General features: G+C 47.4%; 20 protein-coding genes. 17 read left to right on the forward strand and 3 right to left on the reverse strand.

The features are described from left to right. Positions 1–22: 22 nt before the first annotated feature. Positions 23–763: a hypothetical protein gene (locus Q1B11_RS10375; RefSeq protein ID WP_299731790.1), complete on the reverse strand. Its 741-nt coding sequence runs from the start codon at positions 761–763 to the stop codon at positions 23–25. A 499-nt stretch (positions 764–1,262) separates the two neighbouring features. Between Q1B11_RS10375 and pip the strand changes: the two genes are divergently transcribed. Further along, positions 1,263–2,216, forward strand: coding sequence for a prolyl aminopeptidase (pip, locus tag Q1B11_RS10380; RefSeq protein ID WP_299731793.1), 954 nt, complete (start codon positions 1,263–1,265; stop codon positions 2,214–2,216). A gap of 34 nt (positions 2,217–2,250) precedes the next feature. Continuing rightward, positions 2,251–2,691, forward strand: coding sequence for a D-aminoacyl-tRNA deacylase (gene dtd / locus Q1B11_RS10385; RefSeq protein WP_299731796.1), 441 nt, complete (start codon positions 2,251–2,253; stop codon positions 2,689–2,691). A gap of 207 nt (positions 2,692–2,898) precedes the next feature. On the opposite strand, the gene argS is transcribed toward dtd, so the two are convergent. Further along, positions 2,899–4,641 carry an arginine--tRNA ligase gene (gene argS / locus Q1B11_RS10390; protein ID WP_299731799.1) on the reverse strand — a complete coding sequence of 581 codons (1,743 nt, stop codon included), beginning with the start codon at positions 4,639–4,641 and terminating at the stop codon, positions 2,899–2,901. A 297-nt stretch (positions 4,642–4,938) separates the two neighbouring features. Between argS and Q1B11_RS10395 the strand changes: the two genes are divergently transcribed. From Q1B11_RS10395 to tatC, 12 genes are all read left to right on the forward strand, one after another. After that, positions 4,939–5,538: an SPOR domain-containing protein gene (locus Q1B11_RS10395; RefSeq protein WP_299731802.1), complete on the forward strand. Its 600-nt coding sequence runs from the start codon at positions 4,939–4,941 to the stop codon at positions 5,536–5,538. 129 nt (positions 5,539–5,667) lie between these two features. Continuing rightward, a complete protein-coding gene (gene hslV / locus Q1B11_RS10400; RefSeq protein ID WP_067518849.1) occupies positions 5,668–6,210 on the forward strand; it encodes an ATP-dependent protease subunit HslV in 543 nt (180 codons plus the stop codon). A gap of 42 nt (positions 6,211–6,252) precedes the next feature. Further along, entirely contained in the window at positions 6,253–7,599 is a 1,347-nt protein-coding gene (gene hslU, locus Q1B11_RS10405; protein WP_299731811.1) for an HslU--HslV peptidase ATPase subunit, read from the forward strand. 92 nt (positions 7,600–7,691) lie between these two features. Further along, positions 7,692–8,069, forward strand: a complete 378-nt coding sequence (locus tag Q1B11_RS10410; RefSeq protein ID WP_299731814.1) for a DUF971 domain-containing protein — start codon at positions 7,692–7,694, stop codon at positions 8,067–8,069. Between the two features lie 328 nt (positions 8,070–8,397). After that, entirely contained in the window at positions 8,398–9,213 is an 816-nt protein-coding gene (gene ubiE / locus Q1B11_RS10415) for a bifunctional demethylmenaquinone methyltransferase/2-methoxy-6-polyprenyl-1,4-benzoquinol methylase UbiE (protein ID WP_299731817.1), read from the forward strand. Continuing rightward, the gene (locus Q1B11_RS10420) at positions 9,213–9,854 is read left to right on the forward strand and encodes a hypothetical protein (RefSeq protein WP_299731819.1); all 642 of its coding nucleotides are present in this window, start codon (positions 9,213–9,215) and stop codon (positions 9,852–9,854) included. The genes ubiE and Q1B11_RS10420 overlap by 1 nt, the downstream gene beginning before the upstream one ends. 9 nt (positions 9,855–9,863) lie before the next feature. Continuing rightward, the gene (gene ubiB, locus Q1B11_RS10425) at positions 9,864–11,465 is read left to right on the forward strand and encodes a ubiquinone biosynthesis regulatory protein kinase UbiB (RefSeq protein ID WP_299732022.1); all 1,602 of its coding nucleotides are present in this window, start codon (positions 9,864–9,866) and stop codon (positions 11,463–11,465) included. A gap of 187 nt (positions 11,466–11,652) precedes the next feature. Then, positions 11,653–12,063, forward strand: coding sequence for a phosphoribosyl-AMP cyclohydrolase (gene hisI / locus Q1B11_RS10430; RefSeq protein WP_299731822.1), 411 nt, complete (start codon positions 11,653–11,655; stop codon positions 12,061–12,063). 42 nt (positions 12,064–12,105) lie between these two features. Then, complete coding sequence (locus Q1B11_RS10435) at positions 12,106–12,456, forward strand: phosphoribosyl-ATP diphosphatase (RefSeq protein ID WP_299731825.1); 351 nt, start codon at positions 12,106–12,108, stop codon at positions 12,454–12,456. 110 nt (positions 12,457–12,566) lie between these two features. Next, positions 12,567–12,821, forward strand: coding sequence for a Sec-independent protein translocase subunit TatA (tatA, locus tag Q1B11_RS10440; protein ID WP_299732025.1), 255 nt, complete (start codon positions 12,567–12,569; stop codon positions 12,819–12,821). 15 nt (positions 12,822–12,836) lie between these two features. After that, the gene (tatB, locus tag Q1B11_RS10445) at positions 12,837–13,205 is read left to right on the forward strand and encodes a Sec-independent protein translocase protein TatB (RefSeq protein ID WP_067518835.1); all 369 of its coding nucleotides are present in this window, start codon (positions 12,837–12,839) and stop codon (positions 13,203–13,205) included. A 3-nt stretch (positions 13,206–13,208) separates the two neighbouring features. After that, the gene (gene tatC, locus Q1B11_RS10450) at positions 13,209–14,027 is read left to right on the forward strand and encodes a twin-arginine translocase subunit TatC (RefSeq protein WP_299731830.1); all 819 of its coding nucleotides are present in this window, start codon (positions 13,209–13,211) and stop codon (positions 14,025–14,027) included. A 146-nt stretch (positions 14,028–14,173) separates the two neighbouring features. Here the strand turns inward: tatC and Q1B11_RS10455 are convergent, their stop codons facing one another. Beyond that, positions 14,174–15,268: a hypothetical protein gene (locus tag Q1B11_RS10455; protein WP_299731833.1), complete on the reverse strand. Its 1,095-nt coding sequence runs from the start codon at positions 15,266–15,268 to the stop codon at positions 14,174–14,176. A 139-nt stretch (positions 15,269–15,407) separates the two neighbouring features. On the opposite strand from Q1B11_RS10455, the gene Q1B11_RS10460 reads away from it, so the two are divergent. The 3 genes from Q1B11_RS10460 (at position 15,408) to Q1B11_RS10470 (ending at position 17,934) form a co-directional block, all read left to right on the forward strand. Further along, complete coding sequence (locus Q1B11_RS10460; protein ID WP_299731836.1) at positions 15,408–16,118, forward strand: 16S rRNA (uracil(1498)-N(3))-methyltransferase; 711 nt, start codon at positions 15,408–15,410, stop codon at positions 16,116–16,118. Between the two features lie 115 nt (positions 16,119–16,233). Then, positions 16,234–17,016: a DUF2059 domain-containing protein gene (locus Q1B11_RS10465; protein ID WP_299731839.1), complete on the forward strand. Its 783-nt coding sequence runs from the start codon at positions 16,234–16,236 to the stop codon at positions 17,014–17,016. A 30-nt stretch (positions 17,017–17,046) separates the two neighbouring features. Further along, entirely contained in the window at positions 17,047–17,934 is an 888-nt protein-coding gene (locus Q1B11_RS10470) for a hypothetical protein (RefSeq protein WP_299731843.1), read from the forward strand. Positions 17,935–18,159: the final 225 nt, after the last annotated feature.

Consider the following 18,159-nt stretch of genomic DNA (forward strand, 5'->3'; position numbering starts at 1 on the left):
GGGTTTTTTTTAAAGCGGTTTTTTACAGTAAACAGGGGTTACCGGGATAAGGTGCGTACATCACCAGTAATACCAGTCCTACTGAGAGCCCTGCCATTATTGCTGCTGAAGTGATGGGGGAGCCGATGAACCACGTTAACACTTTGTTTGGCGTGTAAGGCTTTCTATCGTGATGTTTATTTGTTTTTTGAAATTGCTCCATAAGTGTTAGATATGTGTGTTTTTTATCTGTGACTGTTTTAGGTTGTGTTTTTTGTTTTCTTTCGTAAATACCAAACGTTGATCTGTTGTTTTTGGTGAGGCTGCCGTTTTCCTTTGGCGTTGTTATGAGCAAAACAGGTTTTATTGCAGGGTGATTAATTAAATTGTCAAGAGAGTCAAGATGAGTGGTTAGGTTTTCCAGCATAACAGGCGCTGGTGAACTGAGTTGAGAGTTTGGTGCTTCGGGTGTTATTAGTTCGCTTTGAGCGACTCTGGCTTTATTGATATCCAAGTCTATGAAGCTGATTCCAGTGGCGGATGAAATGCATTTTAAAAAAAGCCGCCGGCGTGTTTTTAAATAATGGGCGTCATTAACCAGTGCGTGCTCCGGACAGTACTGTGTTTTATCAACTAGTTCTGTCGTCAGTAACTCAAGAAGTTGCAAATAAAAGGGATCATCTTTTTGGAAAAGGCTGTCCAGATTTATGTAGTCTTGCAGCCAGTGTGTTAGCTGACCTGTGTCTGACTCTGTAACCATTTGCTGAAAGACTTTCACTTGCACTGGGTTGAAGTTGGCTTTTGATTTAATCAGTGTTGATATACTGCTTTCAGGCTCGCGAATAATACTCCTGGCTAATAGTTGAAAGAATTGCCTTGGTCTGGATTGGTGTATTGCCTGTAATGCATGGAATGTTTGCCTGAAGTACTCTGACGGCGGTTCTTTGTATTGTCTGGCTTTTTTGTACTCCAGCTTGTGTACGTTTAAAGGTTGTTGGATGAACTGGTCATCAGTTATGTTGAAATACTCAATGGCATTTATCTGAGTGATTATAAAGAAGCATAAGATAGCAAGCAGTAAGCGGTAAATAACAGGCTTCTGGTTTTGTAGCGATAGAAAGTGTGTTTTGTTCATCGTATCGTGCCAACAGGTTTTAGAGTGAGACGCGCTAGAGGCCAATAGGTTCAACATCTCTGGAAAAGACTCGATAACTCTTTGCCGGCACTGCTATTTGCGGTTATGGTAATCCTTATGTCTTGGCGTCTTCCCGAAAGGATTTTCCATGCGCACCCTGTACCCTGCCATCAAACCATATGCCACTCACCATCTTCAGGTGGATGATATTCACGAATTGTATATCGAAGAATGCGGCTCCCAAGATGGGATTCCCGTACTTTTTGTTCATGGTGGTCCTGGAGCTGGTTGCACTGACAAAAGCCGGTGTTTTTTTGATCCTGAAAAATACCGAATTATTTTGTTTGACCAGCGTGGTTGCGGGCAGTCCAAGCCCCATGCAGAGCTCAAGCAGAATGAAACATCGCTCTTAATTGAAGACATTGAGAAAATTCGTGAGATGTTGAGCATTGAGCAATGGTTGTTGTTTGGTGGCTCCTGGGGATCAACGCTGTCGCTGCTGTACGCTCAGGCTCACCCGAAAAGGGTGTCAGGTTTGATTCTTCGAGGTGTTTTCCTTTCCCGTCAGCAGGACTTTGACTGGCTGTATAAAGAAGGCGCCAGTCGGGTGTTTCCTGATCACTGGGCGCATTTTCTGGAGTTAATACCGAAGGCAGAGCAGGGCGATCTGCTGGAGGCGTATTACCAGCGTCTGTTTGGCGATGATGAGCTGGCGAGAATGAATGCAGCCAAGCACTGGTCATTGTGGGAGGGGAATATCGCAACCCTGCGGCCAAATCATGAGTTGGTTGATCATTTTTCAGAGCCTCATCTTGCGCTGTCATTGTCCCGTATTGAGTGTCATTACTTCCGCAATCATTCTTTTATCGATGCCGATCAGATTCTGGAAAATATGGGGCTGATTGCCAGTATTCCCGGCGTGATCATTCACGGGCGCTATGACATGATCTGCCCACTGGATAACGCTCAAGCATTAGCCGATCACTGGCCTAAGGCGGATCTGCAGATTATTCGGGACGCCGGTCATGCTTCTTGCGAACCTGGTATCAGCGATGCATTGGTGCGAGCTACTGACGATTTTGCCCGGCGTTTATCTTCATAAATGACATGGTTTTTAAGGACATTGAGTAGTATTGATGAAAGGTTTAATTCAGCGGGTTAAGCACGCCAGTGTTGTGGTAGATGGTGAAACGGTCGGTCAGATTAATGAAGGGATTTTATTATTGTTGGGCGTAGAAAAGCAGGATACAGAAGCTACCGCGGATAAATTGCTGGAGAAAGTCCTTAAGTATCGAATTTTTAGTGATGAACAGGGGAAGATGAATTTGGGTTTGAAAGACGCTGGAGGTGAGTTGATGGTTGTTTCACAGTTTACCCTGGTGGCTGATACCCGTAAGGGATTAAGACCTGGCTTCAGCTCTGGTGCAACGCCGGAGCAGGGTGAGAAGCTTTATGATTATTTTGTTCAGCGTGCAAGGTCTCTGCACAATGGAGTGGCTACCGGCCAGTTTGGTGCAGATATGAAAATCACATTGCTGAATGATGGCCCAGTGACTTTTATGCTGGATGTTGGATAAACCCAGTCGGGGTTGTTTGTGTCACATCACGATTTTATGTTCGGGGAAATAATGCTTTTTACTGCAGCCTCGATTTGTAGGTGAGCGTGTTTAAAAAACGTGCCAAGGTTAACGCGTAGACTGACTTAGCAATTAAGTGGCTCAGGACTCAAATAATGCTATACCTGCCATGACATCGCGACAGGTAAAGCCTTATCAAAAATACCTTTACATCTGTTCTACCGTCTCAATCCCCAACAGATCCAAGCCTTGCTTCAGAATTCTGCCAGTCAATGCGCAGATCTGCAGTCGGCTGTTTTTCAGTTCAGGAGAAACGCCTTCCTTATTGACCGGGCAGGCTTCATAAAACTTCATAAACGCACCGGAAATCTCGTAGAGATAAGCACAGAGCTGATGTGGTAAACCTTCTCTTGCGACAGATTCAAGGTTTTCGCTGAAGCGGTTCAGTTGCAGTGCTAACTCTCTTTCTGCATCATTTTCAATGAGAATGTCGCCGGTTACGTCGGATTCATTGACCCCCGCCTTGCGGAAGATACTGCGAATACGGGTGTAAGCGTAGAGCAGGTATGGTGCGGTGTTGCCCTCAAAGGCGAGCATGTTGTCCCAGTCAAATACGTAATCGCTGGTGCGGTGTTTGGACAGATCAGCATACTTAACCGAGCCAATGGCTACTGCACGAATCACATTGACTTTCTGTTCTTCAGACAGATCGCCGGATTTTCTGGCGATCAGTGCCGCGGCTCTTTCTTCCGCTTCGTCCAGCAGGTCAACCAGTTTGATAGTGGTGCCAGCACGGGTTTTAAATGGCTTGCCATCTTTGCCCAGCATCATACCGAATGCGTGATGTTCCAGAGATAAGTGATCCGTAGCAAAACCCGCTTTACGGGCGATGCAGTAAACCTGGTCAAAGTGTTGGCCTTGACGAGCATCCACATAATACAGAACACGATCTGCGTTCAGGGTGTGGCAACGGTGTCGAATGGCCGCCAAATCCGTAGTCGTGTACAGGAAGCCACCGCCGGACTTCTCGACAATCACACCCATGGGCTCGCCATCTTTGTTCTTGAACTCGTTCAGAAAAACAACTTTGGCACCATTGTCTTCAGTGAGCAGGCCTTTTTCATCCAGAATTTTGATCACGGCGTGGAGGCTGTCGTTATAGGCGCTTTCACCCATAACATCATCCATGGTCAGAGACACGTTCAGTCGATCGTAGACTTCCTGATTGTGCTCCAGCGTAACATCAACCAGTTTTTTCCAGAGCTTGAGGCAGAATTCATCGCCAGCCTGCAGTTTCACCACATAACTTCTCGCGCGGGTGGCAAAATCCTGATCGTCATCAAAGCGTTTTTTAGCTTCCCGGTAAAAGGTTTCCAGGTTGCCCAGCTCCATGCTGGTGGCTTCCTGGCTCTCTTTTTCCAGGTCTTCCAGGTGGGCGATGAGCATGCCGAACTGAGTGCCCCAGTCGCCCAGATGGTTCTGGCGAATCACCTTGTGACCCAGAAATTCCAAGGTGCGAACAGCCGCATCACCAATAATGGTGGAGCGAAGGTGCCCAACATGCATCTCTTTAGCAACGTTGGGTGCGGAGTAATCGACGACAACCGTCTGGCTATGATCGGTTTTGGCAACACCAGCGCGAGGGTCTTTCACCGCGCTCAGCAGAGTGTTGGCCAGCCATGGCGCATCCAGGTAGATGTTGATAAAGCCCGGGCCGGCAATCTCTACTTTGTTGGCAATGCCTTCGAGATCAAGGTGATCAATCACGTTCTGCGCGAGTTCTCGCGGATTCATGCCCATTTTTTTGGCGGCAGCCATCACGGCGTTGCACTGGTAATCACCAAAATTGGCCTTGGCACTTGGGCGAACCATGGCTGGAGTATCTTCTGGAGCACCCGCAGCGATAAGCGCTTTGATGACCCTGTCTTCAAGCAGCTTGAGAATGTTCATGCATGAATCCCTGATTAAAACTGGGGGGAATGCTATCGAAAAAGGGGGTGTCTCTCAATAGACATGGCTCAAAGGTTGCGCTGGTATCGAGAAGCGGTGAATGATGCGGCAAATAATGGTATCTTCGAACTTTAAATGGATGCCGCTGGCAATGTGTATACCCAAAGGATTTCAAGTTGCTACGCGGCGGCAACCGAGTGAATCCCCATGAGCCTACGAGTAGTAGGTGATTGGGGTGAACGAGAGCAGCCAACAAAGTAGCAACATGAAAGGCGACGGGTATAAAAGTAAAGCGTTATGACAACCAAATCAAACAGTAACAAACGAGGAGCAAGCCGGGCAAGAAGCGGCGGTAAAACATCAAAAACACCTTTGCCGGGTTGGTTGTGGTTACTGGCTGGCTTATTGATCGGTGTCTTTGTTGCTTTTCTGGCCGGCCTGACGCCATCCGCAAAGGATGTGCGCAGTGTAGCGGATCAGGTTGCATCGGCTCCGGAGGCAGGTGAAAAGAAAGAAAATCAGCCCGTGTTTGATTTTTATACATTGCTGCCTGAGTCTGAGGTTGCCGTTCCCGCAGTGACACCGGAGCCGGTACGAAAAAGCGTTGAACAAAAAGCCAGTAAACCCAAAGCCACCGCTGAAGCGCCTAAGCCGACTCAGTCCGCAAAATATCTGCTGCAGGCAGGTTCCTTTAGGAATATCAGCGATGCGGAGCGTCTGAGAGCCCGATTGCTGTTGGAAGGGTTGTCGCCCAAAATTGAAAAGGTCAATGTAGGCGGCGGAGAAACCTGGCATCGTGTGCAAATTGGCCCGTTCTCCGATAGCGCTTCTCTGAAGAATGCTCAAACAGTACTGTCGAGCCATAATATTGATAGCCTGCTGCTGCAGCTCAAGTAAATCTCAATTCTGACCACGGGGAGAGAATCTCTCCTCGCTCCCTTGATAATCTCTATTATCCTCCCCATATACAATTCAGTTATTTACTGGTTTTCCGTTGGTTATCTGTTTTTAGAAAAGGAGCGAACCTTGCAACAGTATCGTGGTACAACCATTCTGTCGGTCCGCCGTGGCGGCAGTGTCGTGATCGGTGGTGATGGCCAGGTTTCGCTGGGTGATGCCGTCATTAAAGGCAATGCTCACAAAGTACGCCGTCTTTATAAAGGTAAGGTCATTGCCGGTTTTGCCGGAGGCACCGCCGATGCGTTTACCCTGTTCGAACGTTTTGAAGCCCAGCTGGAAAAGCATCAGGGGCGTTTGGTGAAATCGGCCGTAGAGTTAGCAAAAGAGTGGCGAACCGAACGAGCGTTGCAGCGTCTTGAAGCCATGTTGATTGTGGCGGATGCGACGGCATCTCTGATCATTACCGGTAATGGCGATGTGATGGAAACGGAAGATGGCATTCTGGCCATTGGTTCCGGTGGTTTCTATGCCCAGGCTGCGGCCAAAGCATTGTATGAAAATACAGACATTGGCGCCCGGGAGATTGTTGAAAAAAGCCTCGGCATCGCCGCAGACATCTGCGTATACACCAATTCCAACCGTGTGATTGAAGAGCTGCCAACAGCCTGATTGCCGTATCGAGTAAGAATTGAGTAATTTGAGAACAACATTATGTCGGATATGACTCCCCGCGAAATTGTCCATGAGCTGGACAAACACATTATCGGCCAGGACGAAGCAAAACGAGCTGTTGCCATTGCATTGCGTAATCGCTGGCGCCGGATGCAGCTCAATGAAGATCTGCGCAATGAAATCAGCCCGAAAAATATTTTGATGATTGGCCCAACCGGTGTCGGTAAAACCGAGATCGCCCGTCGTCTGGCAAAACTGGCGAATGCGCCGTTTATTAAAATCGAAGCTACCAAATTCACAGAAGTGGGTTATGTGGGTCGTGATGTAGAATCCATTGTGCGTGATTTGATGGATGCCGCCATCAAAATGCTCCGCGAAATGGAAATGGAGCGCGTTCGCCATCGTGCGCTGGACGCTGCAGAAGATCGCATTCTGGATGCACTGTTGCCACCACCACGTTCTTTTGGTGAAGAGTCTCAGGGTGCCTCAAAAGAGGACAGCTCTACACGACAGGTGTTCCGCAAGAAACTCCGTGAAGGTGAGTTGGACGATAAAGAGATCGAGATCGATGTGCGCGAAGCCGCCATGGGTGTAGAAATCATGGCGCCACCAGGCATGGAAGAAATGACCAGCCAGTTGCAGAACATGTTTTCCAACCTGAACACCGGCAAATCCAAAGCCCGCAAGCTGAAAGTAAAAGACGCTTTGCGTATTGCTCAGGACGAAGAAGCCGCCAAACTGGTCAATGAAGATGAGTTGAAAGCCAAAGCGGTGGACGCGGTTGAGCAGAATGGCATCGTTTTCCTCGACGAAATTGATAAGGTTGCCAAACGTTCCAGCGGTGCCAGTGCAGATGTATCCCGTGAAGGGGTTCAGCGTGACCTGTTGCCATTGATTGAAGGTTGTACTGTGTCTACCAAGTACGGCATGGTGAAAACCGATCACATTCTGTTTATTGCGTCCGGTGCCTTCCATCTGGCAAAACCATCGGATCTGATTCCGGAGCTTCAGGGTCGATTACCCATTCGTGTGGAACTGAAAGCGCTGTCTTCTGATGACTTTATGCGCATTCTTACGGAGCCAGATGCATCGTTGACGGAACAGTATCAGGCGCTGATGTCCACTGAAAATCTTAACATCGAATTCCAGGATGACGCCATTCGTCGTCTGGCAGAAGTGTCGTGGCAGGTGAATGAGCGCACTGAAAACATCGGTGCTCGCCGGTTGCATACAGTAATGGAGCGTTTGCTGGAAGAGGTTTCCTTCAGTGCAGCGGATCTGGCGACGAGCCAGGAAGGTGCGCCGCTGAAAATCGATGCGGCCTATGTGGATCAGCATCTTGGTGAATTGGTGCAGGATGAAGATCTGAGCCGTTACATTCTCTGATTAATTTTGCAGGTCGGTAATTCAGCAAGAATTGCCGACGTAACAGCCCGGTTGGTGGCAGCCTGCTTGCCAACCTACAGGATAGCCTGACAGTGACATCGAAAATTCCATCTGCCATCAAACTTCATAAACAATCCAATGTTCTTGAAATTCAGTTTGGCCATGAATCGTTTCATCTGGAGGCTGAGTTTCTTCGTGTGCTCAGCCCATCTGCAGAAGTACGAGGCCACGGCAACCCGGTGTTGCAAACCGGCAAGTTGCATGTAGCACTGACCGGTGTGCAAATGGTTGGGCAATACGCCATTAAACTGATCTTTGATGATGGGCATGATAGCGGTATTTATGACTGGAATTATCTTTATGAACTCTGCCATGAGAAGCAGCGTTTCTGGGATAGTTACCTGCAGACCTTGAGAGAGGCGGGTGCTAATCGGGATCCGGATGTATCGGTGGTCAAGCTGTTTCAATAAGGTGGATGGAGTGGCTGTTTCTCAGAGCGTTAGCGGTATTTCAGGCTGGCACTATTTTGTTTGATTGGTTGGAAGCGTCATGGCTGGTATTTTCTACTGACGCACGCCGGCATTTGCCAGTACAATAGCCCACCATAAGTAGTTGACCAAATGAAATCATATTTTCTGAGCAAGTGGCCAGCCACTCTGCTGTGTTACAACTCTGGTCACATAGCTACGGCTATGCTCCCGTCGTTGTGCCTTGCATAGTAACTGTCCACTCACCCAGAAATATTCGATTCCATTTGCACAACTACTTAAGACTGATCAGACTTTGCCGGGAAGGGTTATGACAGGCACTGATAAACGCTCCAATAACAACAGCGACAGACAACAGCAGGATGTCGCTACCAATAACGCGACCAATAGCACAACGCACTTTGGTTACCGCGATGTGCCCAGTAAAGATAAAGAGAACCTGGTGGCGGGTGTCTTTCATTCGGTGGCCAGCAGTTACGATGTGATGAACGATCTGATGTCCATGGGTGTTCATCGCTTGTGGAAGCGGTTCACGATCGAGCTTTCTGCCGTTCGGCCGGGGCAGAGTGTTCTGGATATTGCCGGTGGTACCGGTGATCTGGCACGAAAGTTTTCCCGTTTGGTGGGCGACAAAGGCCGGGTCGTCTTGTCGGACATTAACGAATCCATGTTGCGGGTTGGCCGGGATCGTCTGATTGATCAGGGCATTGTTGGCAATATGGAGTTTGTGCAGGCCAACGCCGAATGCCTGCCATTTCCGGATAATACCTTTGACTGCATTACCATTTCGTTTGGTCTTCGTAACGTTACCGATAAGGATGCGGCATTACGCTCCATGTGTCGTGTATTGAAACCCGGTGGCCGTTTACTGGTGCTGGAGTTTTCCAAAACCAATAATCCGTTGTTGACCAAAGCTTACGATACCTATTCCTTTACGCTGTTACCGGCCATGGGGAAACTGGTGGCGGGAGACTCAGAAAGTTATCAGTATCTGGCTGAAAGTATTCGCATGCATCCGGATCAAGACACGCTGGAAGGCATGATGAAAGACGCGGGTTTTGTAAATACCACCTATCACAATATGACTGGCGGCATTGTTGCGCTCCATAAGGGAGTGAAGCCCTGATGGTGGATCCGGTCATCACAACCGGTTTGCTGGCAGCGTTGGAGCGGCAGGTGAATGCCGTTCTTGCTCTGGATCCGGTGACGTTAAAGAAGCTGCAACATGAGTTTGGTAAAGTTGTCAACTTTCGTTGCACTTCCCCCAGCTTTACCTCATCGGGATGGAATGTTTTTGTGCACTTTGAGCAGGACGGCATTCGTCTTGCCAGTGTGTGTGAGGCATCGGTTGATGCGGTGTTTGAAGGTTCTGCCGTCGCGTTTTCGGTGTTGGCCGTTAATCGGTCTCTGCCGTTTGATCAAGTGCAGGGTTTAACGGTGACTGGCGATGAAAAACTCATCGATCAGCTGCAGCATTTGCATCAGCAGCTGGAAATTGATTGGGAGCGCCCGCTGTGTGAGACCTTTGGCGATATTCCCGGCCATATGATGGCGCAAAGTATTCGCTTTATGGGTAAGCACCTGCAGCGTGGCCATCAGATGATGACCGATAATCTTGGGGAATACCTTCAGGAAGAGATCGGGCTGATTCCTTCCCGCATTGAAGTGGAAGGGTTTGCCACAGAAGTGGAACAACTGGCAGCGTCTTTGAGCCAGCTTGAAGAACAGATACTGCCGTTAATTCATAATAAACGCCGGTCGGAATAAATCGGGAGCCTGTCGTTGATTCGTCTGTTTAAAATTGTGGCTGCCGTTGCCCGTAATCGGCTGGATAATCTGATTGATCCTCAGCGATCACCTTTTCTATTGCGTTGCTTTCTGGCCTTGTTGCCCTGGCGTTATGTGATTCGTAATACTGCCCCGAGAGGTGAGCGGATTCGTCACGCACTCGAAGCGTTAGGGCCGATTTTTATCAAGTTTGGCCAGATTCTTTCTACCCGCCGTGACCTTCTCCCCGATGACATCAGTGATGAATTGGCGCAGCTGCAGGATAATGTGCCGCCGTTCCCCGGTGAAGAGGCGGTGGCGATTATTGAAAGCAGCCTGGGTAATGACGTCGATACGTTGTTTGCCCGCTTTGATCGGGAACCATTGGCTTCGGCTTCGGTGGCTCAGGTGCACACCGCGCAGTTGCACAGTGGTGAAGAAGTGGTGGTGAAAGTGATTCGCCCGGGCATTGATCGGGTGATTCACAAAGATATTCAGTTAATGTACCTGTTTGCCCGGTTGTTGCTGGTGCTTTCAAAAGATGCGCGTCGTTTGCGCCCGGTGGAAGTGGTGGCAGATTACGAGCGGACTATTTTTGATGAGCTGGATCTGTTGCGGGAGGCTGCGAACGGCTCGCAGCTGCGCAGAAATTTTCTGGCTTCCCCGATGTTGTTTGTGCCACAGATATACTGGGACTACTGTCGTACAAGTGTCATGGTGGTTGAGCGAATCTACGGTGTGCCAGTGGCGGATATTGCCACGCTCCATGCCAAAGGTGTGGATATGAAGAAACTGGCGGAACGTGGCGTGGAGATTTTCTTTACCCAGGTGTTCCGGGATCGTTTTTTTCATGCGGATATGCACCCGGGTAATATTTTTGTGGATGCCACCAATCCAGCGGAACCGCGCTACATTGGTATTGATTTTGGCATTGTGGGCACCTTGGAGCCGGAAGATCAGCACTATCTGGCCAGTAATCTGTTGGCATTCTTTCGTCGGGACTATCGCAAAGTAGCTCAGCTTCATGTGGATTCTGGCTGGGTGCCAAGAGATACGGCGGTGGGCGAGTTGGAAGCCGCCATTCGCACGGTGTGTGAACCCATTTTTGAGAAGCCGCTGAAGGATATTTCTTTTGGTCAGTTGCTGGTAAGACTGTTTCAGGTGGCACGACGATTTAATATGCAGGTTCAGCCACAGCTGGTGTTGCTGGAGAAAACGTTGCTTTATGTGGAAGGGTTGGGTCGACAGTTGTATCCCGATCTGGATTTGTGGGCCACGGCTCAGCCATTTCTTGAAAAGTGGATGAAGCAGCAGGTCAGCCCGTCTGCCATTGCCTGCAATATTAAAGAGCAGGGGCCGGACTGGATTCTCTCCGCTCCGGTGATGGCGCAGAAGGTGATGTCGACGGTGCGCAATCTGGTGGATCAACAGCACGCATTTCATGATCGGCAGATTGAAGTTGAACGTCGTCAGAAAAAGCAGCGACGCTTTGGTATTGTGCTTTTAATGATTGGTGTCGCTGCGATGGTGTCATCGGGTTCTCTGGTGCTGGATCAGTCAATGCTGGGTTTGATGGCTGCAGGTCTGGGCGGCTGGCTGCTGGTGAAATAGTGATAATACCAATGTCGTTTTTAAATTGTGGAGTGAGCAAGTTATTTTGGGCGACTGGGCAAGGCGAAGCGACGAGTCATAGCCGTAGCTATGGCGAGGAGCTTCAACGCAGATCCGGTCGCCAAAAATGGCTGCGCAGCCCATAATTTAAAAACAGAATTGGTATCAGCGAATAATGGATAAGAAGATGGCGTCAACACACTGGTTGGATGAAGTGAAGTGGAATGATGATGGCTTGGTAACAGCCATTGCTCAGGATCATCAATCTGGCGATGTGTTAATGCTGGCCTGGATGAATCGTGAATCTCTGAAGCTCACTCTGGAAGAGGGTATCGGTGTTTACTGGTCCCGTTCCCGTGGCAAGCTGTGGCGCAAAGGAGAAAGTTCCGGCCACACTCAACGGTTAGTAGAGTGTCGGCTTGATTGTGATGGCGATGCGATTCTGCTGAAGGTGGAGCAGATGGGTGGTATTGCCTGTCATACCGGGCGGCAATCTTGCTTTTATAAGCGGTTGGAAGGGGATGATGTCGAAATGGCATCGTGGAAAGCCGCAGACCCTGTGCTGCAGGACCCAAAATCCATTTACAACAATCAGTAGAAGCTTATTTTCATTGCTGTAAATCATCCTACGGACTAAAAGATGAGCGATATAATCCAACGATTGACTGAAATACTGAACAGCCGCAGAGAGGCGGCCCCTGATTCTTCTTATGTAGCCCAGCTTCATAAGAAAGGGCTGGATCATATTCTGAAGAAAGTCGGTGAAGAGTCCGCAGAAGTGCTGATTGCCGCGAAGGCTTCCGAACGGGATGATGCTCTTCATCAAGTTCAAGGTAAGGGCCTGGATGCGGTGGTGTATGAGACGGCGGATCTCTGGTTTCATACCATGGTCATGTTATCTCATCTGGGACTTGAGCCTGCAGATGTGCTGAACGAGCTGGATCGCCGTTTTGGTTTATCCGGCATTGATGAAAAGGCTTCCCGCGGGTAACTCTGCTCTCATTCCTTATTGACGGTTACGTCATTAAAAGGGAATGAGGTAGTATGCGTGTTATCTGTTTATATATTGATCACTCTCGTGGAGAGCTGAAGGAGCAGGAAATGGGTTTTGGTGGCATTAGTATCTGGCAATTGCTGATCATTCTGCTGATTGTGGTGATGTTGTTTGGTACAAAGAAACTGCGTGGAATGGGCAGTGATCTTGGTGGCGCAGTCAAAGGTTTTAAGAAAGCGTTGAACTCTGAAGACGATGAGGCATCCAAGAAGGATGGCAAAGAGGGCAAAGATGGCAGCGACGAAGCGTTTTCTACCAGCCAGAGAAATCTGGAATCCGACAAGCAAGAGCAGAAGCACTAAGCAGGATAATTCACTGTGCTGGATATAGGCTTTACAGAGTTAGTGCTGGTGGCTGTCATCGCTCTTGTGGTGCTTGGCCCAGAGCGGCTCCCCGGCGCGATTCGGACAACCGCATACTGGGTCGGTAAGATTCGCCGCAGTTTTCAATCCGTTAAGGAAGAGCTGGAGAAAGAAATTGATGCCGATGGCATCAAACAGCAAATTCATAACGAAGCGGTGCTGAAAGAGCTGAAGAAAACCCGGGATCAGTTTCAAAGTCAGATCACTGAAATCAAACAGTCAGTGAATTTTGATGGTGCTGAGAATTCAGGCGTTGCTGGAAAAGAGAAAGCTGAGGTGAAAGAGCAAGTTGTCGCTCCGACTCAGGAAAAGGGCGGTCAGTAAATTATGTCGGATAATTCAGAAGCAGATGCTTCAGAAACTGGCGCTGCAAAAGGTAGCTCTGAACAAGAGAATACTCATCAGCAAGGTGCTGATCAGGAACAACCATTAGTGCAGCATCTTCTGGAGCTGCGCAGTCGTCTCCTGAAGAGCATCATAGCCATCCTGGTGGTATTTGCCGGTCTGTTTTATTTCTCCAACGATATCTACGTGTATATCTCGGAGCCGCTGCGCGCCAGTTTGCCAGAAGGCAGTACCATGATCGCCACTGAAGTGGCCTCGCCCTTTCTGGCACCTTTCAAGCTGACGATGGTGCTCTCCCTGTTTCTCGCTATACCTGTGATTCTGCATCAGGTGTGGGGATTTATTGCACCGGGTTTGTATAAGCACGAAAAGGTAATTGCTGTACCTTTACTGGTCGCCAGTATTGTCCTGTTTTATCTTGGCATTGCCTTTGCTTATTACATTGTCTTCCCGCTGATCTTTTCTTTCTTTACATCAGTGGGGCCAGAGTCAGTAACGGTGATGACGGATATTAACAGTTACCTTAACTTTATCCTTAAGCTGTTCTTTGCCTTTGGTGTGGCTTTTGAAATACCGGTTGCTACTGTGTTGCTGGTGTGGTCTGGTATTTCAACCGTAGATAGCCTGAAAGAGAAGCGCCCCTATGTAGTGGTTGGCTGTTTTGTGGTTGGCATGCTGATGACGCCTCCGGATGTCATCTCTCAGGCGTTGCTGGCGATTCCTATGTGGTTGCTGTTTGAAAGCGGTATTGTCTTTGCCCGCTTTGTGAAAAGTCGCAAAACTATTGAGAATCCTTCCTGATTTTAGAGCGATTAGCCACAAAGGATTGCACCTGCAGCTTGATTCTGTGCCTTTCAAAACATCAAGTCAGATATGCTTTGTGGGAATAGCGGGTGATGGTATAGAGGCCTTTTTTTTGGGATTAGGCGTTGTGCAGGGTGAAGCGCCTAAACCGGGATGAGGTTTTGAAAAATACGGGCATCAAACCGTTCATTGTTCCTGTCATCGAACTGGCCTGATGAGTTGGTAATGGCGGAATTGTAATATTTGTTCAAGTGTTCGAATTGGATATTAATACTAATCACTTTTATTTTTTCGGATGATATCTTTTCTGACAGTTCATAGTGCTTTGTTTCATGAGGACCCATTGTGTAACAGCTCGATAAAGTCGGCTTTATTATGAAGTGATCTAAAAAACTGCTGTCAAAAATTGATCTGGCATTCGGGTAGTGATTAATCCTTTCAGGAAAATGGAGGGCGAAATTTGAGAGGCAGATTTTGAGGTCTGATTTAGCCTGGTTAGTTAGTCCATAAGCTCCTATGTTAAATATTGTGTCATCCAAGATTTCTGTTAATTCATCAATAGTTATTTTTAAGTGACTGGGTATGTTGATTTCTTCTAGGTCAGTGTAAGCTTCGCAATCCTTCTGAGGGTGTTTACAACGGTTCTGGGAGTTTTCAGCAATCCAGCGGTTGATTTCGCGTTGTATTCTTTCTCTTAACAATAGTAATAAGGACGAAAGTCTAGATTGTTGACTATTATATCGGTCTAGTGCTTCTTTCATGGCTTCTACGGCATTGATTTTTGACTGTTCTTTCTCCGTTTTCAGAGGTTGATGAAGTTCGCCATCGGGATCATCATAGATTTTTAACCTCATTTCCAACTCATTAATGAGTTTTTTCTGTTCTTGCAGTTCTTTGTTATAGTTCACCTGATCATTTTTGGCATGATTAAAGATGGCTCTGAGTTCTTGTGTGTTTGCAGGGCGAATGCTGCGGTAGCGAAGCTTGATTAATGCGGGCGTTAGACAGGCTGCAGCCAGTCCTGCCCCGACAATAAGTAACGTCGGAAAGGCCAATGCTACCATCAAACCGGCAAAGAACGCACCGCTAGAAATGCTGGCTATGGCAGTGTTCTGAAGGTTTAGTTCAGTGCCACTCTTGTATTTCCAGCGGGCAAATAAACGCTCATTGTTTTCTTCAACATCTTTTATGGTCATGGTGGGAAGAGGGGGGTTAGGAGATGGTGGTGAAAGAGCCATTATTTATTTTTAACCTCGATGTTCTATTCGAGCGATAGTGAAAATCAATAAATGTTAAGTTGGATTGTGAGATATTCATTTGGTTCCACAAATAGAACGTATATCAAATAAGCATTGCTTTTACTGATGGTCGACAATTATGAATTTGCTTCTCATTGAAGAAAAAAATGTTTTCAATGGCTGCCATGCTGTCATCACTGGCAGGCAGCTTAAGCACGTGCATGAGGTGCATCGGGCAAATACAGGTGATGCAATTCGCATTGGTGTTATGAATGGTTTAATGGGAAGCGGGCGTATTACCAGTTTATCCGGCCAGGAAATGTCTGTGGACATTGTTCTGGATATGCAACCCCCGCCAGCACTACCATTGACAGTGCTGCTCGCCTTACCGCGTCCGAAAATGTTGAAGCGCTCACTACAGCATCTTGCTGCGCTGGGTGTGAAGAAGATCATTCTGATGAACAGTTATCGGGTTGAAAAGAGCTTTTGGCAGTCTCCCTGGTTATCTCCGGAAAAGATTCGAGAGCAGTTAGTGCTTGGTCTTGAGCAGGCTCGAGACACTTTGTTGCCGGAAGTTGTTCTGGAGAAACGTTTCAAACCATTTGTAGAAGATCGTTTACCGATATTGATGGAGGGTAAGCGAGGTTTGGTGGCGCATCCTGTTGGTGGGCAAGCTTGTCCACATCAGGTCACGGAATCTGCGGTTCTGGCTATTGGGCCTGAAGGCGGTTTTATTGAATACGAAGTGGATAAGCTGGAGCAAGCTGGCTTTGAGCGCATTCATCTCGGTCCTCGGATTCTCCGGGTAGAAACCGCTGTTACCGCTATCGTCAGCAAACTTTACGACTGATTTTCAACAGCGTATGGTAAAGAAATGGATGTAAGTTTTTTTATGTCTATTTCAAGAGGCCCATTGCTTGCCAATGGGTCTATCCAGCATAAACTATCTTCAAGTGGCTCTGACTATGGATGGAAAGAGATTGATAGTTGTATTCCTGTTCGCTCCTCTGTTTTTTATGCAGCTATTTTTTGCGCCAATGGCTTTCTCATCGACAGAGAAAGAATTGCTGCTTGATAAGCTTTATGACCAGGCAGGTATTGAAAGACAGCTCAGCTGGATACACGACAGCATGACGCTTCAGCAGCAACAGTTACCATTGCCTGATGATGTTGTTGATACCGTGAACCAAGTGGTGGAGATTCGTTACAGTCCGGCTTTTTTTCGTTCATCTATGAAAACAACACTGGATGAGGCCTTGTCAATGGGTGAGTTATCTCGGCTGATTCGATGGTTTGAATCTCCCTTGGGGCAGAAAATCCTACGTCTTGAGGCGGCCGCGAATGATCCGGCTAATCAAGCGACGATGGAAAGTTATATAGACGCGAAATTATCTCAGGGTGTGCCGAGAAATTTCCGTGTCCGATTGGTTGAAGAATTAATGGCAGCTTTGAATGCTGTGGAGCTAAGCACTGAGCTTGCGGCAAGTGCGAGTGTTGGCGCGCAGCGCATGCTGCAGGAAGTAATGCCGGCTGGCGATGCTCAGCCCATGCGCCCGGCACAAATTATCAAAGCTCAGGAAAAACCTCATATTCGCAAGCAGATGCCGGAAAGAATGCGGAATATCTTTTTGTACACCTATCGCTCATTGCCAGATCATGAGATTCAGCAATATATTCAGTTTGCCCGTGAAAATGCCATGCAGAATTTTCAGCGTGGGCAGATTCTGGCGATAGCACGGATGCTTTGAAAAGAGTGTCACGATTAAAAGGAGTTAGGTGTGAAAGTTAATCAGTCTGGTTCGTTTCATTCGTTATCTGATATCAATGAAAAACAGTCGGCCGCTCCTGCTGGAAAAGGTAATGTAAAACCAGTTGCCGGGGAAAAATATATCCCAGAGGGCTTGCCTGTTGGTAGCATTAAAACGGATGTGCCACTGAGTGCAAGGAAAGTAAAGGTCAACCCGATTAAAAGATTGTTTTTAAAAATAGTGGCTTTTTTCACCGGTCACTCACACTCGGGTAAGGCTGATTCGGCTCCGATACAGCCTTTACATAATCGCATGATATTTATAAAGGGAACTGATAGACAGGCGTTGACAAAAGGCTTACTGCTTAAATGGACAGGTAAGGATATTAGTAAGTTTGATTCAAGGCAAAAAAAGTCTCTTGATACCCTGAATAGCTCTGCAATGACCGCGCTGTCAAAATTGTTAAAGGATAAGAAGCAGCTTTCTACGACGCAACTACAAAACTGTTTAATTTGCTCCGATGGTGATGATGGTTTTCCGGAAAAAGTTCAAGCGCTATTATCAAATGTACTAAAAAAACACCCGGATCTGAATGAGCATTTTAAAGATAGTGACGGACTTTTTAAAACGCCTGTTCTTATTGCTTTGAAACCACAGGGGTCTTTAATGGTTCCAGAAGATATAACAGTAGTTGGTAAGCAGAGCGGAAGCAGTCATGTGAGTTATTATCCCAAGATTGATACATCAAATGCCGCGAATAGTAATGTGACAACGTTATACCTTTCGGAAAATTTTAAAGCGAATTCTAAAGCTATGGTTGATAACCTGACGCAAGCGCTTAGGGATGCCAGAGCAAGGGCAGAGGATCAGATACTTGAAGTTTCAAAGAAAATTGTCGGTGAACTCTTCAGAAAATAGGGCGATTTGTCTTGCGAAATTAATAAAATTGAGGTGAAAACTGGCTTTCACAGCATGTCAAAGATTCTGCTCTGATTTGGTATTAAGTAGGTGATAGTTTGCTTTCGACTATTTTTCGGAGCATAAATATTGCGATTCCACTGACTTAAGGCTTGGCTACCAAAGGTTTGAATTATTTCCTGGTCAAATGAACAAAATATCCGTTTACAAAGTATTACCTACTTA

Origin of the sequence: uncultured Endozoicomonas sp. (genome assembly GCF_947495845.1) — a bacterium.
GTDB lineage: Bacteria > Pseudomonadota > Gammaproteobacteria > Pseudomonadales > Endozoicomonadaceae > Endozoicomonas.